Source organism: Bacillus sp. NP157 (genome assembly GCA_018889975.1).
In the GTDB taxonomy this organism is placed as follows: Bacteria; Pseudomonadota; Gammaproteobacteria; order Xanthomonadales; family Rhodanobacteraceae; genus Luteibacter.
Genome location: CP076546.1, coordinates 13,699 through 37,306 on the forward strand (window position 1 = coordinate 13,699; position 23,608 = coordinate 37,306).

General features: G+C 67.4%; 28 protein-coding genes. 16 read left to right on the forward strand and 12 right to left on the reverse strand.

What is annotated here, in order from left to right:
* Positions 1-26: 26 nt before the first annotated feature.
* Positions 27-1,379 carry a HAMP domain-containing protein gene (locus tag KPL74_00070; GenBank protein QWT20426.1) on the reverse strand — a complete coding sequence of 451 codons (1,353 nt, stop codon included), beginning with the start codon at positions 1,377-1,379 and terminating at the stop codon, positions 27-29.
* Positions 1,379-2,083, reverse strand: coding sequence for a response regulator (locus KPL74_00075; GenBank protein QWT20427.1), 705 nt, complete (start codon positions 2,081-2,083; stop codon positions 1,379-1,381). Before KPL74_00075 ends, KPL74_00070 begins: the two co-directional genes overlap by 1 nt.
* A 168-nt stretch (positions 2,084-2,251) precedes the next feature.
* Between KPL74_00075 and KPL74_00080 the strand changes: the two genes are divergently transcribed.
* Both KPL74_00080 and KPL74_00085 read left to right on the forward strand, forming a co-directional pair.
* Positions 2,252-3,082 carry a VacJ family lipoprotein gene (locus KPL74_00080; GenBank protein ID QWT20428.1) on the forward strand — a complete coding sequence of 277 codons (831 nt, stop codon included), beginning with the start codon at positions 2,252-2,254 and terminating at the stop codon, positions 3,080-3,082.
* 10 nt (positions 3,083-3,092) lie between these two features.
* Entirely contained in the window at positions 3,093-3,302 is a 210-nt protein-coding gene (locus KPL74_00085) for a hypothetical protein (protein QWT20429.1), read from the forward strand.
* Here KPL74_00085 and KPL74_00090 read toward each other — a convergent pair.
* Complete coding sequence (locus KPL74_00090) at positions 3,284-3,706, reverse strand: cupin domain-containing protein (protein ID QWT20430.1); 423 nt, start codon at positions 3,704-3,706, stop codon at positions 3,284-3,286. The two genes, KPL74_00085 and KPL74_00090, sit on opposite strands and share 19 nt — an antisense overlap.
* 220 nt (positions 3,707-3,926) lie before the next feature.
* On the opposite strand from KPL74_00090, the gene KPL74_00095 reads away from it, so the two are divergent.
* From KPL74_00095 to KPL74_00135, 9 genes are all read left to right on the forward strand, one after another.
* Positions 3,927-4,379 carry an SUF system Fe-S cluster assembly regulator gene (locus KPL74_00095; GenBank protein ID QWT20431.1) on the forward strand — a complete coding sequence of 151 codons (453 nt, stop codon included), beginning with the start codon at positions 3,927-3,929 and terminating at the stop codon, positions 4,377-4,379.
* Complete coding sequence (gene sufB, locus KPL74_00100) at positions 4,376-5,854, forward strand: Fe-S cluster assembly protein SufB (protein QWT20432.1); 1,479 nt, start codon at positions 4,376-4,378, stop codon at positions 5,852-5,854. Before KPL74_00095 ends, sufB begins: the two co-directional genes overlap by 4 nt.
* 3 nt (positions 5,855-5,857) lie before the next feature.
* Positions 5,858-6,265 carry an ACT domain-containing protein gene (locus tag KPL74_00105; GenBank protein QWT20433.1) on the forward strand — a complete coding sequence of 136 codons (408 nt, stop codon included), beginning with the start codon at positions 5,858-5,860 and terminating at the stop codon, positions 6,263-6,265.
* A gap of 14 nt (positions 6,266-6,279) precedes the next feature.
* Positions 6,280-7,071: a Fe-S cluster assembly ATPase SufC gene (gene sufC / locus KPL74_00110; GenBank protein QWT22551.1), complete on the forward strand. Its 792-nt coding sequence runs from the start codon at positions 6,280-6,282 to the stop codon at positions 7,069-7,071.
* Complete coding sequence (sufD, locus tag KPL74_00115) at positions 7,068-8,393, forward strand: Fe-S cluster assembly protein SufD (GenBank protein ID QWT20434.1); 1,326 nt, start codon at positions 7,068-7,070, stop codon at positions 8,391-8,393. Before sufC ends, sufD begins: the two co-directional genes overlap by 4 nt.
* A 48-nt stretch (positions 8,394-8,441) precedes the next feature.
* Positions 8,442-9,656, forward strand: coding sequence for a cysteine desulfurase (locus KPL74_00120; protein QWT22552.1), 1,215 nt, complete (start codon positions 8,442-8,444; stop codon positions 9,654-9,656).
* Positions 9,657-9,813: 157 nt separating this feature from the next.
* The gene (locus KPL74_00125) at positions 9,814-10,347 is read left to right on the forward strand and encodes a GNAT family N-acetyltransferase (protein ID QWT20435.1); all 534 of its coding nucleotides are present in this window, start codon (positions 9,814-9,816) and stop codon (positions 10,345-10,347) included.
* The gene (locus KPL74_00130) at positions 10,344-10,658 is read left to right on the forward strand and encodes a non-heme iron oxygenase ferredoxin subunit (protein QWT20436.1); all 315 of its coding nucleotides are present in this window, start codon (positions 10,344-10,346) and stop codon (positions 10,656-10,658) included. Before KPL74_00125 ends, KPL74_00130 begins: the two co-directional genes overlap by 4 nt.
* 76 nt (positions 10,659-10,734) lie before the next feature.
* Complete coding sequence (locus tag KPL74_00135; GenBank protein ID QWT20437.1) at positions 10,735-11,514, forward strand: CPBP family intramembrane metalloprotease; 780 nt, start codon at positions 10,735-10,737, stop codon at positions 11,512-11,514.
* A gap of 35 nt (positions 11,515-11,549) precedes the next feature.
* Here the strand turns inward: KPL74_00135 and KPL74_00140 are convergent, their stop codons facing one another.
* On the reverse strand, positions 11,550-12,314 hold the full coding sequence (locus KPL74_00140; GenBank protein ID QWT20438.1) for a MipA/OmpV family protein: 765 nt from the start codon (positions 12,312-12,314) through the stop codon (positions 11,550-11,552).
* A gap of 131 nt (positions 12,315-12,445) precedes the next feature.
* On the opposite strand from KPL74_00140, the gene KPL74_00145 reads away from it, so the two are divergent.
* From KPL74_00145 to KPL74_00160, 4 genes are read left to right on the forward strand one after another with little or no spacing between them, the layout of a single operon-like run.
* Positions 12,446-13,162 carry an MtnX-like HAD-IB family phosphatase gene (locus KPL74_00145; GenBank protein ID QWT20439.1) on the forward strand — a complete coding sequence of 239 codons (717 nt, stop codon included), beginning with the start codon at positions 12,446-12,448 and terminating at the stop codon, positions 13,160-13,162.
* Positions 13,159-14,562 (forward strand): aminotransferase class III-fold pyridoxal phosphate-dependent enzyme, encoded by a 1,404-nt coding sequence (locus KPL74_00150; protein QWT20440.1) that lies wholly within the window; start codon positions 13,159-13,161, stop codon positions 14,560-14,562. Before KPL74_00145 ends, KPL74_00150 begins: the two co-directional genes overlap by 4 nt.
* Positions 14,563-14,591: 29 nt before the next feature.
* Positions 14,592-15,647, forward strand: a complete 1,056-nt coding sequence (locus KPL74_00155) for a GNAT family N-acetyltransferase (protein ID QWT20441.1) — start codon at positions 14,592-14,594, stop codon at positions 15,645-15,647.
* A complete protein-coding gene (locus tag KPL74_00160) occupies positions 15,622-16,485 on the forward strand; it encodes a hypothetical protein (protein ID QWT20442.1) in 864 nt (287 codons plus the stop codon). Before KPL74_00155 ends, KPL74_00160 begins: the two co-directional genes overlap by 26 nt.
* A gap of 13 nt (positions 16,486-16,498) precedes the next feature.
* Here KPL74_00160 and KPL74_00165 read toward each other — a convergent pair whose 3' ends face one another.
* The 5 genes from KPL74_00165 to KPL74_00185 all read right to left on the reverse strand — a co-directional run bounded on the left by KPL74_00165 (position 16,499) and on the right by KPL74_00185 (position 20,347).
* Positions 16,499-17,752, reverse strand: a complete 1,254-nt coding sequence (locus KPL74_00165) for a beta-ketoacyl-[acyl-carrier-protein] synthase family protein (GenBank protein ID QWT20443.1) — start codon at positions 17,750-17,752, stop codon at positions 16,499-16,501.
* Positions 17,753-17,754: 2 nt separating this feature from the next.
* Positions 17,755-18,024 (reverse strand): acyl carrier protein, encoded by a 270-nt coding sequence (locus tag KPL74_00170; GenBank protein ID QWT20444.1) that lies wholly within the window; start codon positions 18,022-18,024, stop codon positions 17,755-17,757.
* Positions 18,025-18,149: 125 nt separating this feature from the next.
* Positions 18,150-18,587: a hypothetical protein gene (locus KPL74_00175; GenBank protein QWT22652.1), complete on the reverse strand. Its 438-nt coding sequence runs from the start codon at positions 18,585-18,587 to the stop codon at positions 18,150-18,152.
* A complete protein-coding gene (locus KPL74_00180; protein QWT20445.1) occupies positions 18,535-19,155 on the reverse strand; it encodes a nucleotidyltransferase domain-containing protein in 621 nt (206 codons plus the stop codon). The genes KPL74_00175 and KPL74_00180 overlap by 53 nt, the downstream gene beginning before the upstream one ends.
* 40 nt (positions 19,156-19,195) lie before the next feature.
* Positions 19,196-20,347 (reverse strand): YeiH family protein, encoded by a 1,152-nt coding sequence (locus KPL74_00185; protein QWT20446.1) that lies wholly within the window; start codon positions 20,345-20,347, stop codon positions 19,196-19,198.
* Here KPL74_00185 and KPL74_00190 point away from each other — a divergent pair.
* On the forward strand, positions 20,304-21,194 hold the full coding sequence (locus KPL74_00190) for a LysR family transcriptional regulator (protein QWT20447.1): 891 nt from the start codon (positions 20,304-20,306) through the stop codon (positions 21,192-21,194). The two genes, KPL74_00185 and KPL74_00190, sit on opposite strands and share 44 nt — an antisense overlap.
* A gap of 22 nt (positions 21,195-21,216) precedes the next feature.
* Here the strand turns inward: KPL74_00190 and KPL74_00195 are convergent, their stop codons facing one another.
* Genes KPL74_00195 through KPL74_00205 form a run of 3 tightly spaced genes read right to left on the reverse strand, consistent with a single transcriptional unit; the run spans position 21,217 to position 23,566 of the window.
* A complete protein-coding gene (locus tag KPL74_00195) occupies positions 21,217-22,206 on the reverse strand; it encodes a diguanylate cyclase (GenBank protein QWT20448.1) in 990 nt (329 codons plus the stop codon).
* Entirely contained in the window at positions 22,203-22,772 is a 570-nt protein-coding gene (locus tag KPL74_00200) for a chemotaxis protein CheB (protein ID QWT20449.1), read from the reverse strand. The genes KPL74_00195 and KPL74_00200 overlap by 4 nt, the downstream gene beginning before the upstream one ends.
* Positions 22,769-23,566, reverse strand: a complete 798-nt coding sequence (locus KPL74_00205) for a protein-glutamate O-methyltransferase CheR (GenBank protein QWT22553.1) — start codon at positions 23,564-23,566, stop codon at positions 22,769-22,771. The genes KPL74_00200 and KPL74_00205 overlap by 4 nt, the downstream gene beginning before the upstream one ends.
* Positions 23,567-23,608: the final 42 nt, after the last annotated feature.

Genomic DNA, 23,608 nt, shown 5'->3' on the forward strand with positions numbered 1-23,608 from the left:
CTAGGGTCGGCCCATGATGGTGCCTTTCACGCCTGCGCTTCGATGCCCATCGGCAGGGTGACGCGTACCCGCAGCCCGTCGTTATCGCTGGCTTCCAGGGCAATGTCGCCGCCATGGCCGCGTACGGCCGAACGCACGGCGGCCAGGCCCAGGCCCACGCCGCCGGTCTGCCGGTTGCGCGAGGCCTCGATGCGGAAGAACGGGCGGAACACCTGCTCCTTCAGTGCGTCGGGGATGCCGGGGCCATCGTCGTCGACGACGATCTCCACCGAACCGGCGCTGGCATCGAGCCGGATCGCGGCACGCGTGCCGTACTTCACCGCGTTGTCGACGAGGTTCGCGATGGCGCGGCGCAGGGTGAGGGGGCGGCCGACGTAGGTGACGTGGGGGCCGGCGTCGAAGACGACGTCGTGGCCGGCGTCGCGGAAGTCGTCGACCACGGTGGCGATCAGTTCGGAGAGATGGAAGCGCGTTGCCGGTTCGTGCGCACTGTCGTCGCGGAAGAAATCCAGTGACGCGTCGACCATCGCCTGCATCTCGTCCACGTCGCGGAACAGCTTGCGCTGTTGCTCGTCGTCCTCGATGAACTCGCCACGCAGGCGCATCCGGGTGAGCGGTGCGCGCAGGTCATGCGAAATGGCGGCCAGCATGGTGGTGCGATCGGCGACGTAACGCTGCACGCGCGCCTGCATCTCATTGAACGCTTGTCCGGCCAGGCGTATCTCGATGGGACCCGTCGCCTGCATCGGCGGCGCGTTGACATCGGTGCCGAAGCGCTGCGCCTGGCGGGCGAAGCGTTCCATCGGCCGGGCCAGCCGGCGGCTCGCCAGCGCGGCGACGAGCAGGCTGCAGACGATGGCGAAGGCGCCGGTGAGCAGCGTGCGTTCCATCGGACGCAGGCCCCAGCTGCGCTGCGGCGCGATGAAGCGTACCCAGGAGCCGTCCGACAGCGAGATGGCCAGTCCATAGGTGGTTTCGCGGTGGCCGTGCAGGTCGATGTCGCCGGGCTCGTAGGCAAGGATGCGTGCGGATGGACGGCCAAGCAGGCCGCGCACCTTGGCGCCGCCCGCGCGGAAGCCGGTGGCTGCGTCGATCGGGATGGGCAGCGCCGCGTCGTCCGGGAACCACGTGGTGGTGTACACCTCGTTGCTTGCCGTGGCCGCCAGCCGCGGACGCCACGCGCGCGGCGAGCCGTCGAGCACGCGCGCCACGCCGACGACCTGGTCGATCAGGCCGATCTCTTCCAGCCCGGGCTTGGCCCAGACCCCGGCAAACGCGGCGAACGCGGCATTCATGCCGGCGGCAACGATCACGGCCGCGACGATGTTGATCGCGAACCAGCGGCCGATCGTGTCGGATGCCCAGCGATACAGGCGCATCACAGGCGCTCGACGCTGGCGGAGAACATGTAGCCGACGTTGCGCACGGTGCGGATGATGTCGGGGTCGCTGGGGTCTTCTTCGATCTTGCGGCGCAGCCGGCTCACCTGCACGTCGATGCTGCGGTCGAAGGCTTCGTGGCGCGGCCCGCGCGACATGTCGATCAGCTGCTCGCGGGTGAGCACGCGCCGCGGATGTTGCGCGAACACGACCAGCAGTTCGAACTCCGCGCCGGACAGCGGCGTCAGCGTGTGGTCGGACGAGCGCAGTTCGCGGCGCACGATGTCGAGCCTCCAGCCGCTGAAACCGAGCATCGGCGAATGGCTGGCCGCGGCGGCCGGTGCCTCGCTGCGGCGGAGCACGGCGCGTACGCGGGCGAGCAGTTCGCGGGCATCGAACGGCTTGGTCACGTAGTCGTCGGCGCCCAGCTCCAGGCCGACGATGCGGTCGGTCGCCTCGACGACGCCAGTGACCATGATGATCGCCGTGCCACCGGCGGCGTGCAGTCGCTTGCACAGGCTGAAGCCGTCTTCGTCGGGAAGCATCACATCGAGGATGACCATGTCGTACCGGCCGCGTGCGAGGCGCGCGTCCATCTCGGCACCCGTGGCGGCGGTGTCGGCCTGGAAGCCGTGACGCTGGAAGAATCGCTGGAGGAGGGAGCGAATTTCGTCGTCGTCGTCCACGATGAGGAGGTGCTGCATGCGAGGCCCGGTTCGTTCTGTGCAGGCTCCGTTATAGCCGCTCAGGGCGCGCCGCGGTCGTTTGTTTCCGCCGTGAAACATTGTGAACGGCCGGACGCAAACTGGAAAAACACCGGACGCAGCGAGTGGCGACTCTCGACGGTACCGCCCCCCGCCGAGTACCGCACGATGCCGATCGCAAGCCGCGCCACCGTTCCTTCCGCCGACCTGGCCCTCCGTCGCCGCCGTCCCCCGGCATGGCGCAGCGGCATGGTGGCGGTCACCTTGCTGGCGGCCTCGGGCTGCTCGCACGAGGTTAAGAGGGCCCCGCAGCAGCCTACTGTCGCGGCGCCGGCCCGGGACGAGCCGATCAACCGGACCGTGTTCGCGTTCAATCGTGGCCTGGACCGGGTGCTGTTACGCCCGGTGGCCCGCGGTTACTCGCACCTGCCGGCGCCCGTGCGCAGCGGCGTGCGCAACTTCTCGCAGAACCTGCGCGAACCGATCGTCTTCGCCAACGACCTGCTCCAGGCCAACTCGCTGCGCTCGCTGAACACGGCGGGCCGCTTCGTCGTCAACAGTACGGTCGGCGTCGTCGGCATCTTCGACGTCGCCAGCCACTGGGGCATGCCGCGGCATGACGCGGACCTCGGCCAGACCTTCGGGGTGTGGGGCATCGGGCCCGGGCATACGGTGGAGCTGCCGCTGTTCGGGTCGTCCAACGTGCGCGACTCGGTCGGCCGGATCCTCACCCTGGCGTTCAACCACCTGGGCGACAACTCGGACACTGTCTCGACGCTCAACACGGCGGCGACCGTTGGTGGGATCGTCGACGGTCGTGCGCGTGCCTTGCCTTTCACCGATCGCCTCGAACAATCGCCCGACTACTACGCGGCATTGCGCGACAGCGCCGCTGCACGGCGCACGCTGCTGGTGGAGGATGGCCGCCGCGGCGACGTCCACGCCGTCGAAGCCGCGGGCGAAGGCCGTTCGGCCACGGGCCTGCCGGTCAACCCCTGAGGCCGCCACCATGTCCGCCCAACTGCTCTGTGACACGGCGCGCGTGCTCGCCGAAGCCAGCCATATCGAGCCCGACCGCGCACGGCGGCGGGCGTGGTTCACCGACGACCCGATCGCGGCGCTTGGCTATCGCACGGCGGAGGACCTGGTCGAGGCCGGTGAAACTTCGCGCCTCATCGCCATGATCCAGGCGATACGGGCTTACGAGCGCGGCGGCTGATCGTTCGTGGTCAGGTGGGTGTCGCCGGCATCGACGACGAACACCGCCAGCAGCTTCGCCGGCTCGGTGTTGCTGGCATTGCGGCTCACCGAGTGGTGCGCGCCGGGTTCTTCATAGAAGCTCTCGCCCGCCTTGTACGTGTGCTCACCGCCACCGTTGACCTCGCTGACGATGCTCCCGGAGACGACATAGGCGTAGATGAAGGCCGAGCCGGCATGGTGGTGCGGGGCCGACGAGGCGCCTGGCGGATAGACGACCTCGACGGCGGTGAGCTTCTTGCCCGGGACGTTGGGCAGGTCGCGGGAGAAGTTCACGCTGACCGTCTCGGTCGGCGGCAACGGCGTCGTCGCCTGGGCGGCGAGGGGGAGCAGGAAGGCGAGCAGGGCGGGGAGATAGCGGGTCATGGGCGGGCTCCGGTAGGTAGCCGGCAGCATGCGCCGGCGCCGGTACAGGCGAAAGCACCAGGAATGGCGTAATCCCGTGTACCAAGGCAATCGCGCGCAGGCGCGCTCCTACAAGGAGCGGGTGCAGGTGTTCGGGCAGGGGGGCGCGCGGGCGTTGCGTTGCAATATCGGGGTGGAAACAGTACCATTTTGGTCCGGTTTCCCAATTCCCCCCCTGCCGATGCTTCGCGTCAGCCGACTTACCGATTACGCCACCGTGGTGATGACCGTCATCGCCACGCATCCTGTCGACGTTCTGAGCACTGCCCAGATCGCCGAAGAGGCGCGCCTGGAGTTGCCGACGGTGTCCAAGCTACTGAAGCTGCTCGGACATGCCGGCCTGGTCGACTCGTTCCGTGGCGTGAATGGTGGTTACCGCCTGGCCCGCCCGGCCGAGGCGATTAGCCTGGCCGACATCGTCGAAGCGCTGGAGGGGCCCATCGGCCTGACCGAATGCAGCGTCGCCCAGGGCCACTGCGAGCGACAGTCGCAGTGTGGCGTCAGCGGTAGCTGGCGCTCCGTCTCCGGGGCCATTGACGGCGTGCTGCGCGGCATGACCCTGGCACAGATGCTCGCCGGGCGCCCCACGGCGCCGGCAAAGGGCGCGGCTGACACCGCGCAGGCAAACGCATGAACGAGAGCGAAAACATGACACGCGACGTGGCAGACCCCGTGCGCGACAACGCCGAAGTCGTCGAGGCGCTCAACCGCCGCTACGAAGCCGGCTTCGTCACCGACATCGAATCCACCAGCCTGCCGCCCGGCCTCAACGAGGACATCGTCCGCCAGTTGTCCGCCATCAAGGGCGAGCCGGAGTGGATGACCGAGTGGCGCCTGGCCGCCTACCGCCACTGGCTGACCATGCCGGAGCCGGAGTGGGCCAAGCTCGACATCGCGCCGATCGACTACCAGTCGGTGAGCTACTACTCGGCGCCCAAGGCCGGCCCGAAGTCGCTGGACGAAGTGGATCCGAAGCTGCTCGAGACCTACGAGAAGCTCGGCGTGCCGCTCCACGAGCGGGCGCGGCTCGCGGGCGTGGCGGTCGACGCGGTGTTCGATTCGGTATCGGTGGGCACCACCTTCCGCAAGGAACTGGCCGAGGCGGGCGTGATCTTCTGCTCGATGTCCGAAGCCATCCGCGAGCACGGCGACCTGGTCCGCCAGTACCTGGGCAGCGTGGTGCCGGTCGGCGACAACTATTTCGCGGCACTGAATTCGGCCGTGTTTTCCGACGGCAGCTTCGTCTTCATCCCCAAGGGCGTGCGTTGCCCGATGGAGCTGTCGACTTACTTCCGCATCAACGCGGTGAACACCGGGCAGTTCGAGCGCACGCTGATCGTGGCCGAGGACGACAGCTACGTGTCGTACCTGGAAGGCTGCACCGCGCCCATGCGCGACGAAAACCAGCTGCATGCGGCCGTGGTCGAGCTGGTCACGCTGGACCGCGCCCAGATCAAGTACTCCACGGTGCAGAACTGGTATCCGGGTGACGAGAACGGCGTCGGCGGCATCTACAACTTCGTGACCAAGCGCGGCGATTGCCGCGGCGTGGAATCGAAGATCAGCTGGACCCAGGTGGAAACCGGTTCGGCGATCACGTGGAAGTATCCCAGCTGCGTGTTGCGCGGCGATCGCTCGGTCGGCGAGTTCTACTCGGTCGCCCTGACGCATCACCGCCAGCAGGCCGACACCGGCACCAAGATGATCCACATCGGCAAGGGCACCAAGTCGAAGATCGTCGCCAAGGGCATCAGCGCCGGCCGTAGCTCGAACAGCTACCGCGGCCTGGTGAAGATCGAGAAGGGTGCCGACGGCGCGCGCAACTACACCCAGTGCGATTCGCTGCTGATCGGCAAGAAGTGCGGCGCGCACACCTTCCCGTACATGGAAGTGAAGAACCCAGGTGCCATTGTCGAGCACGAGGCGACCACCTCGAAGATTTCCGACGACCAGCTGTTCTACTGCCTGTCGCGCGGCATCGGCGAGGAAGACGCCGTGTCGATGATCGTCGACGGCTTCTGCAAGCAGGTGTTCCGCGAGCTGCCGATGGAGTTCGCCGTGGAAGCCAAGAAGCTGCTGGAAGTGTCGCTCGAAGGCGCGGTGGGCTAAGCGATGGGTATCGCGGGATCCGCCCCGGGCCTTTCCGACCTGCGCGCGCTGCTCGCCGCGCTGGATCCGGAGCTCGACCCGGTGCCGAAGCGTTTTATCCATGTGTCGCACGAGCGTGCACGCGAGCGCATGCTCGATGCACTGATGATGTTCCGCGAGGCCGAAGGCAGCACCCTGATCGTCGACGTGGTCGAGGACGATGCCGGCGGCGATCGCATGCTGTGGGCGCAGATCACGTTGCGCGTGCAGTCCAGCCTTACCGCGGTCGGCATGATGGCCGCCGTTTCCGCCGCGCTCGCAAAGCGCGGCATTCCCTGCAACCCGGTTTCCGCGTTCCTGCACGATCATCTCTTCGTGCCGTGGGACCGCCGCGACGAAGCGCTCGACGCGCTCTCGCACCTGACGCCCTGATGGACAGCACCGCCATGCACATGCTCACGATCGACAACCTCCATGCCCGCGTTGAAGGCAAGGAGATCCTTAAAGGCCTTTCGCTTGCCGTGAAGCCCGGCGAAGTGCACGCCATCATGGGGCCGAACGGCGCGGGCAAGTCCACGCTGGGCAACGTGCTCTCCGGGCGCGACGGCTACGAGGTCAGCGAAGGTTCGGTGACCTTCGACGGCCGCGACCTGCTGGCGCTGGAGCCGGAAGAGCGCGCCGCCATCGGTGTGTTCCTCGCGTTCCAGTACCCGGTCGAGATCCCGGGGGTGAACAACACCTACTTCCTGCGTGCCGCGCTGAACGCGCAGCGCAAGTTCCGCGGCGAAGACGAGCTGGATTCCATGCGCTTCCTGAAGCTCGTGCGCGAAAAGCTGAAGATCATGCAGATCTCCGACGAGCTGCTGCACCGCGCCGTCAACGAAGGCTTCTCCGGCGGCGAAAAGAAGCGCAATGAGATCTTCCAGATGGCCGTGCTCGAGCCGAAGCTGGCGATCCTGGACGAAACCGATTCGGGTCTCGACATCGATGCCCTGAAGCAGGTCGCCGAGGGCGTCAACGCCCTGCGTTCGCCGGAGCGTTCGTTCATCGTCGTCACCCATTACCAGCGCCTGCTCGACTACATCGAGCCGGACTTCGTGCACGTGCTGGCCGGTGGCCGCATCGTGGAGAGCGGTGACAAGTCGCTCGCCCTGAAGCTCGAAGCCGAAGGCTATGCCTGGCTCGCCGATAAGCATCCGCACCTGCGCAAGGCCGACCTGGCCGGAGCGCCGGCATGACCAGCGCGCCGTCCCCGTTCGTGCGGGCGGCACTGGATGCCGCCTCGGGCGTGGCCGCGTCGGGCATCGCCTGGCTGGATGCCGCGCGCCAGGAAAACCTGCAGGCCTTCGCCAAGTCGGGCCTTCCCGAAGGCCGCAACGAAGCGTGGAAATACACCCCGTTGCGTGCGCTCGCCCAGCGTGCGTTCGCGCTGGCCGATGCCGGCGTCGCTGCTGCCGCGTCGGTCGACGCCGCGCTGTTCGCCCTGCCGGGCGTCGACGGCGCCCGCGTGGTGTTCGTCGACGGCGTGTTCCGCGCCGACCTCTCCTCGCTCGATGCCGGTGATGGCGTCGAACTCGCGCCGCTGCAGGTGGCCCTCGCGGCGCAGCCGGAGCCGCTGCGCTTCGCGCTGGCCAACCGCTATCGCCGCGGTGCCGCCGACGCGTTCGCCCACCTGAATGCCGCGCTCGCCACCGACGGTGTCGTGCTGCGCGTGGCCGACGGCACCCAGGTCGCCCGGCCGGTCCACATCGTGCACGCATCAAGCGGTGCACAGGCCGACACGGCGTGGCACGCCCGCGTCCTCGTCGAGGCGGGGAAGGGCGCGCGCGTCGACGTCGTCGAGCACTTCGTGTCCGCGGGCGATGCCGCCCAGCTGGGCACCGTGGTCGCCGACTACGTGGCGCGCGAAGGCGCGACGCTGGGCCTGGCGATCGTCCAGGACACCTCGGCCACGACGACGCTGGTCCGCCGCGGCCATATCCGCCTGGATGCCGATGCCGCCGTGACCGTGCATGCGCTGGAACTGGGCGGTGGCCTGGTCCGGCATGAACTCACGGCCGACATCGTCGGCGACCGCGCGCGCTTCGATACCCGCGGCGTGTTCGCCCTTGCCGGTCGCCAGCACGTCGACACCCAGCTGGAAGTGCATCACAAGGCTCGCGATTCCGTTTCCGAAGCGCTCTGGCGTGGCATTGCCGACGGGCGCTCGCGTGGCGTGTTCCGCGGCGCGATCGTCGTCGCCGAAGGCGCGGACGGTACCGACGCTTCGCTGAGCAACAAGAACCTGTTGCTGTCCGCTTCGGCGGAAATCGATACCAAGCCCGAGCTGGAAATCTACGCCGACGAAGTGAAGGCGGCACACGGCGCCACCATCGGCCAGCTGGACGACCGCTCGCTGTTCTACCTGCGTTCGCGCGGCATCCCGCTGGTCCAGGCGCGTAGCCTGCTGACCCTGGCGTTCTGCCGCGCCGCGCTGGAATCGCTCGGCAATGAAGCGCTGCGTGACCATCTCGGCGATCTGTTGGTGGCGCACCTGCCGACCAGCGTCGCCCACGACTAAGCCCGGAGCCACGCCATGAACGCCAGGGTCGACACCGCCCCCGCCCCGCTGGACATCGAGCGCATCCGTGCCGATTTCCCGCTGCTGTCGCGCACCGTGCACGGCAAGCCGCTGATCTACTTCGACAACGCCAACACCTCGCAGAAGCCGGTGTCGGTGATCGAAGCGGTGGATCGGCATTACCGCGAACACAACGCGAACGTCGCGCGTGCCGTCCACACGCTGGGCGAGGAAGCGACCGCGTCGTACGAAGGCGCGCGCGACGCGCTGGCGCGCTTCATCAATGCGCCGTCGCGCGACGAGGTGATCCTCACCTCCGGTACCACCCAGGCGATCAACCTGGTCGCCTACAGCTACGCGTTGCCGCGCCTGAAGCCCGGCGATGCGATCGTTACCACGGTGATGGAGCACCACGCCAACATCGTGCCGTGGCAGCTGGTCGCCGAACGCACGGGTGCGACGGTGAAGGCGGCGCCGATCGACGCTAATGGCGAGCTGATCCTCGAGGAATACTTCAAGCTGCTCACCCCCGAGGTGAAGCTGGCCTGCGTCGGCCACGTGTCGAACGTGCTCGGCACGGTGAACCCGGTGCGCGAGATTGCCCGCGAGTGCCGCAAGCGCGGGATCCCGCTGCTGGTCGACGGTTCGCAGGCCGTGCCGCATCGGCCGGTGGATGTGCAGGCGCTCGGCTGTGATTTCTACGCGATCACCGGCCACAAGATGCTGGCGCCAACCGGCACCGGCGCGCTGTGGGCGAAGCGCGAGCACCTGATGGCAATGCCGCCATTCTTCGGCGGTGGCGAGATGATCCGCGAGGTGCGCTTCGAAGGCACCGTGTTCGCCGACCCGCCGCACCGCTTCGAGGCCGGCACGCCGAACATCGCCGGTTTCGCTGGCATGAAGGCGGCCATCGACTACATCCAGGGCATCGGTTTCGATCGCCTGCAGGCGCGCGAGCAGGAACTGCTTGCCTATGCCACCCAGGCCATCGAAAGCCTGCCCGGCGTGCGGATCTTCGGCACGGCGAAGGAAAAGGAACCGGTCATTTCGTTCCTGCTCGACGGCGCCCATGCCAATGACATGGCCACGCTGCTCGACCTGCAGGGCGTCGCCGTGCGCTCCGGGCATCATTGCGCACATCCGCTGATGCAGTGCTTTGGCGTGCCGGCCACGCTGCGTGCGTCGCTGGCGTTCTACAACACGACGGCCGAGGTGGATGGGTTCATCGAGGCGGTGGGGCGGGTGCGTAAGCTGTTGCTTTGAGGGGATAGGGGCACCGCGTTCGCGCGCGGGCGCGCTCCTACAGGGGGACGGCAATCGCGCGCGGGCGCGCTCCTACAGGGCTGCGGCGACCATGTGCGCGACTACCCTGTAGGAGCGCGCCTGCGCGCGATGCTTTTCCAGCGCTAGAATCCCCCGCATGACCCCGAAACACACCTTCCGCTCCGCTACCCACGCCGACGCCGCCGTCATCGCGTCGCTGGTCGAGTCCGCCTACCGTGGCGACGCCAGCCGTGCCGGCTGGACCACCGAGGCCGATTTCCTGCTCGGCCGGCGCACCGACGTCACCGAGATCGAAGAGCTGGTCACCGGCCCGAACGGGCGCTTCGTGCTGTTCGAGCGCGACGGCATGGTCGGCGCGTCCTGCTACATCGAACACCAGGACGACACCTGCTACTTCGGCATGTTCTCGGTGCATCCGCCGTTCCAGGGCAGCGGCATCGGCCGCCTCGTGATCGAAGAGGTGGAACGCATCGCCCGCGAGGAATGGCAGTGCCGCCGCGTGGAAATGACCGTCATCGACATCCGCGCCGAACTGATCGCGTGGTACGAGCGCCGTGGCTACGTCCGCACGGGCCGCACCAAGCCCTTCCCGTACGGCGACGAGCGCTTCGGCATCCCCCAGCGCGACGATCTCCGCTTCGAATATCTGGTGAAGGAGCTGGTCGCGTGAACGGCTGGATCCGGGTCGGTACCCGCAGCGAGCTCCTCCCCGGCGAATTCCGCGTAGCCTGGGACGGCGACACGGCCATCGCCGTCTACAACATCGACGGCGACCTCTACGCCATCGAAGACGTCTGCACGCACGACGGCGGCGAACTGGCCGGTGGCCCCGTGCTCGGCTTCGAAGTCGAATGCGTCCGCCACGGCGCGCGCTTCGACCTGCGCACAGGCGAGGTCACCTGCCCGCCGGCGTACGAGCCGGTCACCGTGTTCCCGGTGCGGGAAGCCGACGGCGCCATCTGGACCCGCGACGACCGCTGATCGATCGCGCCGGCCTATGGCGCGCAAGGGCTTCCGGCCCTAAGCTGTGCGCGCGCCAATCGTTACCGGGGAATCCATGCCAGTCGTCGACCGCAAGCGCGTCGTGATCGCGTTCGCCGTCCTGTTCGCCCTTTACCAGGGGGCGGTGGGGATCGGCGGGCATGTGTTGCACAGCCAAACGGTGTCCGGCGTGTTCCTCGTGGCCATGCTCGCCGCGGCCTGGCCGCTCGGGCGCTGGCTCGGCTTCAAAGGCTACGACGCCTACGCGCTGGAGTGGCGCCGCAGCACCGCGCTGCTGCTGAGCGGCGGGGTGGTCCTCGCCCTCCTGCTGAAATACGTCACCGTCTGCGTCGGCATGGCCCTGGGCGTGTATATCGCGCGGGCCCCGGATACGACGGCCGCGGCAGCCATGTCGTTCGCCACCACGCTGCCCATGGCCTTGCTGGTCACCTTCGTCCCGTCCGTCGCCGAAGACCTGCTGACCCGCGGCTTCATCTACCGGGCGACCCGGCTCGCGTGGACACCATGGCTGTTCGTGGCCGTGTCCGCCGTGGTCTGCCTTCTCAACCACGTCGGCCGCCTGGGCCATGGCCCGGGCGAATGGGTGATGTTGCTGTGCTTCGGGCTTGCGTATGCGACGGCGGTGGTGCGCACGGGCTCGCTCTGGCTCGCCGTGGGCCTGCACTGGGGCTGGAACCTTGCCAACCAGCTGATCGACACCGTCTTGCCCTACGACATCGCCTCGCCGGGCTGGTCGCCCTTCCTGTCGGGCGCAGCGCACCTGGTGATGCTCGGCGTGTTGTTCGCCATCCCGACCAACCTCGAAGGCGACGATCTCCACGCGGATCCCGCCTGACGCAGGGCGGCCCGCACGGCCTCGACCGCATCCGCTCAGAAGTGGACGACGAAGGCCAGCGTGGTGGTGAGCTGGCGCCGCGCGCCGAAGTCGCGCACCAGCGGGCTATCGGCCGCGTTGCCGTAGAGGCGGGCATACGACACTGCCACGGCGAAGCCGGTTTTTTCCGAGGTCGGCACGAAGGCGTCGTACTCGAGGTTGGCCGAATGCCAGCCCGCGCCAGGCTGGTAGGGCGCGGTGCCGATGGCCTGCGCTTCGCCCGGCGTCACACCGAAGAAGCGGTTCATGCCCGCGCCGTTCATCCCTTCCACCTGCAATTCCAGCGAGTGCTGGATGTACCAGACATCCGGTAGCTGCCAGTCCGCATACAACGCCGCATAGGCACCCGCGCCGCTGGTGTCGTGGGCGAGGTGCGTGCCCACGCTGAATTTCTTCGTGAACGCGTATTCGAGGTAGCCGCCGCCCTGCCAGCGCGGCGACAGCGATGCGACCTTGCCGCCCAGCCGCGGCCCGAGCTCGTTATGCGTGCGGCCCCACAGCCAGTTGCCATACAGGCCACCGTGCCAGTGCTCGCCGTGGATCAGGTCGATGGTGAGGCCGTCGGTCGTCGACAGTTCGCCGACGCCGGGCAGCTCGATGTCGATGTAAGGCACCGGCTGGTTGCGCGTGTCCTTCGAACCCTGCCACGCGGGCATGCGCTGTACGCCCGCCCCGAATGCATAGGTCGGGGCGTCGTCGTCGGCATGCGCGGCAGGGCAGGCAGCGAGCGCAAGAATCAGGCAAAGGCACGTACGGCGCATGCGTAAGAAAGCGGCGGCGGAGGCCGGATGGTGCCATACGGTGCTTACAAGTTGCTTTCACCAAAGGGAAAGGGATCGGAAAGGATTTGCTCCTAGCCTTCGCAACATCTCGGACACCGGCTCTTTTCGACGTGCTGACTTCGCCTGCCTGGAACATCCTTTGCGACTTCGACGGAACGATTGCCGTGGAAGACGTCATCGACTCGCTGCTCGATCGTTACGGCCGTCCCGGCTGGGAAGTGCTCGAGCGCGACTGGCGCGCCGGCGTGATCGGTTCGGCCGTCTGCATGGCTGGCCAGGTCGCACTGCTGGACATGAGCCATGCCGAGCTCACGACGCACCTTGACGGCCTGCACATCGACCACGGCTTCGCCGCCTTCGTGAAGTCGACGATCGAGCTGGGCATCCCCATGGAGATCGTCAGCGACGGCCTCGACCATGCGATCCACGCGATCCTGAAGAACCACGGCATCGACAGCCTGCCCACCGTCGCCAACCGTCTGCAGCAGTCCGGCCCGCGCGAGTGGAACCTGACCTCGCCATTCAGCGCCGACGGCTGCCGCAGCGGCACCTGCAAATGCGCCCGCGTCGAACATGCGCGTACGCGCGGCGGCAAGACGCTGCTGATCGGCGACGGCGCATCGGACTTCTGCGCCGCCGACCGCGTCGACTTCGTCTTCGCGAAGAACCGCCTGATCGAACACTGCCGCGCCGCCGGCATTCCCTATGCGCCGATCGCCAGCTTCGACGAGGCGCTCGCGCTGCTCCCCGACCTGCTCGACGGCCGCCTGCCGCCGAAGACCGTCCTGCCCACCTCCGTGCCGAACACCGTGGAACTGCCTGCATGAACATCCTGTCCCGCAACCCCGATATCGTGATCGACGACGCCGCCCTGCTGGCCGACGAAGCGAAGTACTGCTCGTTCGGCGACACCGTGCATTACGTCGATCCGCCGAAGATCTTCCGCCATGCGGAAGGCAGCTACATCTACGACAGCGAGAACGTGCCGTTCCTCGACCTGCAGATGTGGTACTCGGCCGTGAACTTCGGCTATGGCAACAAGCGCCTCAACGATCGCCTGAAGTCGCAGATCGACCTGCTCCCGCAGGTGGCCAGCCAGTACCTGCACCAGGGCAAGATCGAGCTGGCCAAGACGATCGCCGTGGATGCGAAGAAGAAGTTCGGCCTGGACGGTCGCTGCCACTTCAACGTGGGCGGCGCGCAGGCGGTGGAAGATTCGCTGAAGCTGGTGCGTAACGCGCGCGGCGGCAAGAGCCTGATGTTCGCCTTCGAAGGCGGCTACCACGGCCGTACGCTGGGCGCCTCGTCGATCACCTCCAGCTATCGCTACCGCCGCCGCTTCGGCCACTTCGGCGAGCGCGCGCAGTTCATCCCGTTCCCGTATCCGTTCCGCCGCCCGAAGGGCATGACCCCGGAAGAGTATTCCGACGCCTGCGTGCGCCAGTTCGAGCGCCTGTTCGAAACCGAATACAACGGCGTGTGGGATCCGAAGGTGGGCGAGGCCGAATACGCCGCGTTCTACGTCGAACCGATCCAGGGCACGGGTGGCTACGTCATCCCGCCGAAGAACTTCTTCATCGACCTGAAGAAGGTGCTCGACAAGTACGGCATCCTGATGGTGGTCGACGAAATCCAGATGGGCTTCTGGCGCACCGGCAAGCTGTGGTCGATCGAGCATTTCGGCGTGACGCCGGACGTGCTTGTGTTCGGCAAGGCGCTGACCAACGGCCTGAACCCGCTGTCCGGTATCTGGGCGCGCGAAGAGCTGATCAACCCGACCATCTTCCCGCCGGGTGCCACCCACTCCACGTTCAACTCGAACCCGCTCGGCACCGCGCTGGGCCTGGAAGTCATCCAGATGGGTTACGAGCTGGATTACGAGACCAGGGTTGCGGAGAAGGGTAAGCACTTCCTCGACGGCCTGCGCGACCTGCAGAAGCGTCACAAGGAGATCGGCGACGTGGACGGCCTCGGCCTCGCGCTGCGCGCGGAGATCTGCACCGACGATGGCTTCACGCCGAACAAGGCGCTGCTCGACCGCATGGTCGACATCGGCCTGGCCGGCGGCCTGACTCACGAAGGGAAAAAGATCGGTCTCGTGCTCGATGTCGGCGGCTGGTACAAGAACGTGATCACGTTCGCGCCGTCGCTCGACATCAGTCACGACGAAATCGACCTCGCCATCGCGTTGCTTGACCAGCTGCTCACGCTGGCCAAGCGCGGCTGACATTCCGGGTTGGTATTCCGGTGGCGTTCGTGAACCAGCTCGAGCCGGATGCGCTGCTCGAGCATTTCGGGCGCCATCCACCCCACGGGTTCACCCCGATCCGTGGGACGGATGGCGCACCGCTTTTCATCGCTCCCTTCGACCTCATGACCACGGCGGACGATGACCTGCGCAAGCGCGTGGCGTCGTTGCCCCTGCAGCGGCTGCTCAAGCGGCTGTTGACCGTGCGAACGTGCTTCGCCGGCACCACGGTGTCGGAGTACGCTTTGTTCAATGGCGCAAGCCATCCCGCCGCTGTTGCCCAGGATCTCGTACAGCGGCAGGGCCGCCAGCATCCCTTGCTGGTCGTCAAGGACCTGGCCCTGGATTCGCCGCTGACCTCGCTGGCCGAGCGCTCGTGGACGGCACGCTTCGTTGACGCGGCACGCAATGCCGGCTTCATCATCATCGAAGGCCAGGCGCTTGCCTACGTCCCCATCGACTTCGCCTCCATCGATGAATTCCTTGGCCGGCTTTCGGCATCGCGCCGGAAGAACCTGAGGCGCAAGCTGCGCTCGCGTGCGCAGCTGGATGTCGAGGTGCTGCCCACGGGCGTCGCGTTCACCGACGATGCCGTGGTCGATGCCTACTACGCGCTGTTCGAGAACGTCTACGCACAGGGCGACGTCCAGTTCGACAAGCTTTCCCGCGACTTTTTCGCGGCCACCCTGCGCACGCGTGGCGGGGTGGTATTTACCTATCGGCATGCTGGCCGCCTGATCGGCTGGAACCTCTGCTACGAGCATGGCGGCAAGCTGCTCGACAAATACGTCGGCTTTGCCTATCCGGATGCGCGCGAGTTCGACCTCTACTTCGTCAGCTGGTTCGTGAACCTGGAATACGCGCTCGAGCGTGGCCTCAGCCACTATGTGGCTGGCTGGACCGATCCCGCGGTGAAGGCGAGCCTCGGTGCGACCTTCCATCTCACCCGGCACGCGGTCTACCTGCGCAACCCGATCCTGCGCGCCGTGCTCGCGCGCTTCGCACACCATTTCGAATCCGACAGCCACTGGGCCACCGATGACGCAGCCATCCATCGTCCTTGACCTCGACGGTTCCGTCGGGAGCCTGCCGGGCGGTGTCGTGCTGCCCCTGCGCGAGCACGAGGAGGGCGTCCGCTTCGGCTGCTCGCTGCGGCGCATGCGCAAGGTCGCCCGGTTGCTCGATCAGTCGATGCCACGCGACCACGGCACGGTGTTCCTGGGCAGTGGCGACTTCCATCACCTGACCTGGCCGCTGGTGGAGCGGGTGCCGGGCCACCAGGCCTTCGACGTGGTGGTGCTGGACAACCATCCGGACAACATGCGCTTTCCCTTCGGCGTGCATTGCGGTTCGTGGGTGCGCCGGGTGGCGATGCTGCCTCGGGTCAGCCACGTGCACGTCATCGGGATCACCTCGCAGGACATCGGCCGCAGCCATGCATGGGAAAACTACCTGGGCCCGCTGCGCGCCGGGAAGCTCACCTACTGGTCGCATGCGGTGGACGTGGCATGGGCCGGGCGGCTTGGGCTGGGCAGCGCGTTCCGCTCGTTCGGTACGTCGGCGGCGATGGTCGATGCCTTCACCTCGACCCAGTCGCGCGCCGGCAAGCCGGTGTACCTGTCGATCGACAAGGATGCCTTCGCGCCCGACGTGGCGATGACCAACTGGGACCAGGGCCAGCTGAGCGAAGACGGCGGCGCGGCGATCGTGCACAGCCTGCGCGGGCGAATCCTCGCCAGCGACATCACCGGCGACATTTCCCGCTATACGTACAAGGCCTGGTGGAAGCGCCGGCTCAGCGCGATGGACGAGCAACCGGAGATCGATCCGCAGCGCCTGCGTGGCTGGCAAGACCAGCAGCACGCACTCAACCTGCGCCTGCTCACGGCGATCCACGCCTGACGCCTTACGTGGCTCAAGCGGGCTGGCGCAGGGCAAGCACGGCGTTCAGGCCGCCGAAGGCGAACGAGTTGCTCAGCGCGGCGCGCACGCGCATGCGCCGTGCCTCGCCCACCACGACGTCGAGGTCGCACGCCGGGTCGCGATCCAGGAAGTTCGCCGTCGGCGGGACGATGCCCTCGCGCAGCGCGCCCAGCGTAGCGACCAGTTCCAGCGCGCCAGCGGCACCCAGGGCGTGGCCATGCATGGACTTGGTCGAGGTCACGGCGATGCGTCCGGCGTGGGTACCGAAGGCGGCATGGATCGCACGCGTTTCCGTGACGTCGTTCGCCGCCGTGCCGGTGCCGTGTGCGTTGATGTGGTCGATGTCGCCCGGCGCCATGCCGGCGTCGGCGAGCGCAGCCTGCATGGCGATGGCCGCCCCGTCGGACGAGGGCGCCACGATGTCGCCGGCATCCGAACTCATGCCGACGCCGGCCAGCTCGGCGAGCGGCGAGGCACCGCGACGCCCGGCATGCGCCGCGGGTTCGATCACGAACATCCCCGCGCCCTCGCCGAGCACGAGGCCTCGTCGCTGCTCGCAGAACGGCCGGCAGGTGTCGTCGGCGAGCACCCGCATCGCCTCCCAGGCGCGCAGCACGGCATAGCCGAGGCAGGCCTCCGAACCACCCGCGATGACAACGTCGGCCATGCCGGCGCGGATCAGCAGCGCGGCCTGTGCGATGGCGTGGTTGGCCGATGCGCAGGCACTGGTGACGGCGAACACGGGCCCCTTCGCGCCGAATGCGGTGGCGATGTGGCTGGCGGGTGCGCTTGCCATCGAGCGGACGATGCTGAGCGGATGGACACGCACCGCCCCCTCGGCGTACAGCCTGCGGCTTTCTTCGTCGCGGCTGGTTTCGCCACCCACGCCGGTGCCCACGATCACGGCGATCCGCGTCGGCGCCACGGTGGATATATCGAGCCCGGCCTGTGCGACGGCTTCCCGTGCGGCGACGAAGGCGAACTGGGAAACCCGGTCCATCAGGGCCAGCGAGCGCGCATCGATGGAGGCGGCCGGATCGAACCCGCGCACCTGGGCGGCGACGTGCACGCGTAGTTCCGCGGCCCGCGGGTGTTCCAGCGCACCGATGCCACTACGGCCTGCCACGAGGCCCTGCCAGAACGTCGGTGCGTCGTGGCCGAGTGCGCCGATCGCGCCCATGCCGGTGATGACGACGGCCGGTCGTGAACCACGTGGCACGGGTGCGTACGGGCTGGCGCTGGCCATGGTCAGGCGGCGTGGGCGGGTGGATCGTTCGCGGTGGCCACGGCGGCTTCCACCGCATCGATCAGGTTCTGCAGGCTTTCGTTGTCCCCGCGACCCTGGTCGTCCGCCAGCTGGATGCCGAAGGCCTCCTCGATCTCGAACACGATCTCGATGGCCTCGAGGGAGTCTACGTCGAGGTCCTTCAGCGTGGTGGCGGTGGTAAGCGTCGAGCGATCCTTGCCGCTCTGCTTTGCAACGATATCCAGGACCCGAGCTTCGACGGCAGCGTTCATGGTGGCCTCCCCGGCAAGATGGGCCGGCGCCCGGCAAACCCGCCGTGCGGCCCAGTGAAAACCACTCTAGGCCGCGTGGCTTTTCCGGAGCTTTCGGGGCGGGTCCATGCTGCCTCGGCCTATCGCTACGGCTTCGCTTCGCTATCGGCGATGACCAGGGAGGCGAGTGCCAGTAGCTGGGTCGCCTCATCGATACAGTCCCGAACGAGGGCGTCGTTGACCAGGTCACCCGAATAGCTGATGAGGTGGCGCTTCTTACGCAAGACGTCCAGGGTGATCAGGGTCTCGCCGGAGATGGCGAGCGTCCAGGTCAGGCACTGGATGGCCAGCTGGTGATGGCCTGGCTGGTTCGACGACGAGCGCATCCCCTGGGCGGCGAGTGCCGCGATGGCAACGTGCATGATGCTGTTATAGGCAGCGTCGAAGCGCGTCTCGTTGCTGATGGCGGCCGACGATGCGTCGACCAGCGTTCGCCGCGCCGCAGTCATGGACTGCGCGATGTAGGCTGGATTAGGCGGAATCTGCTGGAGCCGTCCGATCGACACCAAATTGTCCAAGGTCATGTTCGCTTCCAAGCACGAAGAGTTTCGGTTGGGCGATCACTTCGCAGAGGAAGGTATCGCCAGCCGTCACCTTCGCCTGAAACTCCGCATGGCTGTAGAGGCTTGGATTGACTTCGCGGGTAAGCATCGTCTGACACGCGTGTAGGGCAGCGACAAGCGAACGAAAGGACACGTCGCCGATGACCATGACGTCGATATCGCTCTGGGGAGTCGCCGAACCTTTCGCCGTTGACCCAAAGACGAATGCCGCCGTGATCAACGGTGCGAGGGGCGCGAGGTGGTCGCGCAACATGGCCGGGATACCGACGGTTTTCTGGAATATCGCCGTCAGCTCGCTGTAGACGCTGCACGCCGGATTCGCGCGATACAACACCTGATTGCCCTGGGCATCGCGGGTCAGTAGCCCGGCTTCTGCCAGCCGGGCGAGTTCGCGGTGCAGCGAGCCGGCGTGGGTGCCGGTTGCCCGGGCGATCTCGCGTACGTGCGATGGCGCGCCATCACGGAGATAGAGGTAGGCCAGCGCCTTCTGGCGCTGGCCGTCGAACAAGGCGTCGAGAACCGAGGTCATGTAGCGAATTTTGCTACAACCGTAGCGAAATAGGCTACGACTACCACCGTCCGATCAGGTGCTGGACCACCAGGCTGGTGGTGGCCACCGCCGCCCAGACGCCCAGGCCGAGCAGGATCGGGCGCGGCCCGGTTTTCGCCATGCGGCGCAGGTCGGCGGAAAGGCCGATGGCGGTGAGTGCGACGATGATCAGGCACTCGGCGATGAAGTGGATCGCCGGCAGGATCGCCACCGGGACCAGCCCTGCGGTGCGAACACCCGACGCGACCAGGAACCACAGGATGAACCAGGGGAAGATCTTCGCGAGGCTGAAGTCGCTGGCGCCGCTGCGCTTCTCGCGCCAGGCGACGATCAACGCGATGCCGAGGCTGATCGGGATGATCAGCGTCGCGCGGGTGAGCTTGACGATGGTGGCGAAGTCGCCGGCGGCGTGGCTGTAGCTGTAACCCGCGGCGACCACCGACGAGGTGTCGTTGATCGCGGTGCCGGCCCACAGGCCGAAGCCGAGGTCGGACAGGCCCATGGCGTGGCCGAGCAACGGGAACAGCAACACCGCCACGAGGTTGAACAGGAAGATGGTGGAGATCGCGAAGGCGGTGTCGTGCTCGTCGGGCTTGATGATCGGCACGATGGCGGCGATGGCCGAGCCACCGCAGATCGCCGTGCCCACGCCGATCAGCAGCTTCAGCTTGTCGTGCACGCGCAGCACGCGGCCAAGGATCCATGCGGCGAGGCCGGCCGCGGCCACCGTGGCGAGGGTGACCGAGAGCGATTCCATGCCCGTCTTTGCCACCTGGTCGAGGCTGAGGCCGAAGCCGAGCGCGATGATCGACCACTGCAGCACCTGCTTGCCGGCGAAGCGGATGCCGGGCTGGAAGCGCGCTGACGGCGCGGCGAAGTGGCGAACGAGGATGCCGAGGACGATCCCGCAGACGGCGCCGCCCACCAGTGGCATCAGGTGGCCGAGGCCAAAGGCAACGGCGGCCACGGCCAGCGCGAGGAGGATGCCTGGCAGGAGCGAAGACTCGGGGAGGGGGCAGCGGCAACGGTAGACACTGGGAGGGCCTGTGCGAACGACCGGGCTATTGTCGATGCTCGCTATCGATAAGCATATTGAAGATGATTGATCGGGTGTATAAATTTCACTTATGCACTCGTTCAGTCCCCGCCAGCTCGAGGTTTTCGTCGACATCGCCACCACGGGCAGTGTCCGCGCGGCCAGTGAACGGCTGCACCTGAGCCAGCCGGCGGCCTCGATGGCGCTGGGCGAACTGGAACGACAGATCGGCGAGCCGCTGTTCGATCGCGAGCGCGGCCGCCTGCGACTCAACGACCGCGGCCGCAACCTGCTGCCCCTGGCCCGCGAGCTGGTGGAGCGCCATGCCGAATTCGCACGCACGGCCTCGGGCGAGGTCACGGCGCTTGCCGGCGAGCTGCGCGTGGGTGCGAGCAACACGGTCGGCAACTACCTCGTGGGTGACCTCGTCGGGCCTTTCGTCGACAACCACCCCTCGGTAGCCTTGCGCCTCACCGTCGCCAATACCGATCGCATCGCCCAGTGCGTGCTCGACCACGATGTCGACATCGGTTGCGTGGAGGGCCCCGTCGCGCACGCGGCCATCGAAGCACGGCCATGGCGCGAGGATCGGCTGGTGGTCTGTGCACGGCCCGGGCATCCGCTCACCGCACGCAAGCGCCTCAGGCGGGCGGACTTCGCCGGCGAACGCTGGGTGCTTCGCGAGCGTGGTTCGGCCACGCGAGCGCTGAGCGAGCGGGCGCTGGCGGAGTTACCCGGGGGACGCACGGTGCTGGAGCTGGATCAGTCCGAGGCGATCAAGCAGGCGGTGATCGCCGGGCTGGGTATCGCCTGCCTGCCCGAGGTCGCGGTTGCCGATGCGGTTGCGACGGGGCGGCTGGCGGTGTTGCCGACGCCGTTCCTCGACCTGCGTCGTACACTTTCGGTGTTGCTGCACCGGCAGAGGTACCGCGGGGCGGTACTGGACGCCTTCCTGGGGTCCAGCAGCATGCCAACGGCGTGAATCGCGCGCGGACGATCCTGCCTCAGCGCAGCACGCAGCGGTTCTTGCCGCCGCGCTTGGCCTCGTACATCGCCTCGTCCGCCGTCGACACCAGGCGGTCGTAGATGTCGCCCGGCTGGTACATCGTCACGCCGATGCTGGCGCCGATCTTCGCGGGAATGCGCAGGTCGGCGACGGTCAGCGTATAGGGCTCGGCGATCGCGTCGCAGAGCGCCTGGCAGCGGACCAGGGCGGCGGGACCATCGGTGGCGTCGTGCAGCAGCACGGCGAACTCGTCGCCGCCGAGGCGGGCGACGGTGTCGCTGCCGCGCGTGCGTGCGTCGACGCGGGCGGCGATCGCCTTCAGCAGCTCGTCGCCCGCGGCATGGCCGTGGCCATCGTTCACGCCCTTGAACCCGTCGATGTCGATGTAGGCGAGGGCGAACGACGCACCGCCCGCGTTACCGGCCGCCAGCGCGGCTTCGAGCCGCTCGCGGAACAGCACGCGGTTGGGCAGGCCGGTGAGCGCATCGTGCGTGGCCTGGTGGCGCACCAGCTGTTCCATCCGGGTGCGCTCGGCGACCTCGGTGGTGAGCTGCTGGTTGCGCAACGAGAGCTCGTCCAGCGCGTTCTGGAGCAACGCACGGGCGCGGTACAGCTCGAGGAAGATCTTCACCTTCGACTGCAGGATCACGTCGTCGATCGGCTTGGCGATGTAATCCACCGCGCCGGCCGTGTAACCGCGCATGCGATTGATATCGTCGGCGTAGGCGGCCGTGACGAAGATGATCGGCGTCTCGCGCAGGTGCTCGGTCTCCGAGATGATCTCGGCGACCTCGAAGCCATCCATCACCGGCATGTTCACGTCGAGCAGCACCAGCGCGAACTGATGGTCGAGGCACAGCGCGAGGGCATCGTTGCCGTTGGTCGCCTCGAAGATGTCCGCCTCGGTGCGTGCGAGCAGGCGACGCATGGCGACGAGGTTGGCGGGGGTGTCGTCGACGACGAGGATCTTGGGTCGTATCGGGGTCATGTCAGGCAAAGTTCGTTGAGTCGTTGCGCGATGGCATCGAGCGGAAGGCAGGCGTCTGCACCTGCGATGTCGAGGCCAGCGCGTGGCATCACGTCGGATTCGGCGTTGGCGGGGTCCTGCACGATGGCGTAACCACCGGCGCGACGGACGGCGAGCAGGCCTTTGGCGCCATCCGAATTGGCACCGGTCATCAGCACCGCCACCAGGCCGTCTTTCCAGGCACCGGCCGCGGTTTCGAAGAGTACGTCGATCGAGGGCCGCGCGTAGGCGACCTTCGCATCCACGCTGAGGGAGAAGTGCGCATGCGGCTCGACCAGCAGGTGGTAGCCGCTGGGCGCGACATGGACCACGCCCGGGTCGGCCGGTGCGCGTTCGGCGGCCTCGGCGACGGGTAGCGCGGAATGCCGTGCCAGCAGTTCCACCAGCAGCGACACGTCGGACGAGCCGGTGTGGCAGCACACCACGATGGGCACGGCAAGGCGCGGGTCCAGCGCCGGCAGCACGTGCTGGAGCGCGGCAAGCCCGCCCGCGCTGCAGCCCATCGCGATGGCCACGCGCCGGCTCATCGCGCGAGCGCCCTCGCACCGGCGCCGCCGGCCTGGTAGATGCGCAAGCCCTGGTCGACGTCGGTGAAGCTGGCGGCGGCCGGGGAGAAATCGATGTTCTCGCGCGTACCCAGGCAGAGGAAACCGCCGCGGACCAGGCTGGAGCGGAACAGGCCGAGCGTGCGGTCCTGCAAGCTGTTGTTGAAGTAGATCAGCACGTTCCGGCAGAGGATCAGGTGCGCCTCGCAGAACACTTCGTCGGTCACCAGGTTGTGGTTGAAGAAGGTGACGTTGCGGCGCAGCCGCTGGTCCAGCTTGATGAAGTCGTAGCGCGCGCTGTAGTAGTCGCTGAGCGACTTCTGGCCGCCTCCCTCAATGTAATTGCGCGACCAGTCGCGGGCGTCGCGGGTGGCGTAGATGCCTTCGCCGGCGACGGCGAGCGCGGCATCGTTGAAGTCGGTCGCGTAGATCCGGCTGCGTTCGTACAGGCCGGCTTCCTCGAGCAGGATCGCCAGCGAATACACTTCCTGCCCGTGCGCGCAGCCCGCCTGCCAGATGTTGATCTCGGGGTACGAGGCCAGCACGGGCAGCACCTTGTCGCGCAGCGCGCGGAACACCGGCGGGTCGCGGAACATCTCAGACACCGGCACCGACAGGCCTTCGATCACGCGGGTATCGAAGCCCGGCTCGTGCAGGACGCGGCGATTCAGCTCGCTGATCGTCCCGGTGTCGTGAGTGCGTACGAGCTGCTGCACGCGACGCTTCAGCGACGCCGGTGCGTATTCGCTGAAGTCGTGGCCGTGGCGCAACTGCATGGCGCGCACGAACAGCTCGATTTCGATGTCCTCGACGTCCAC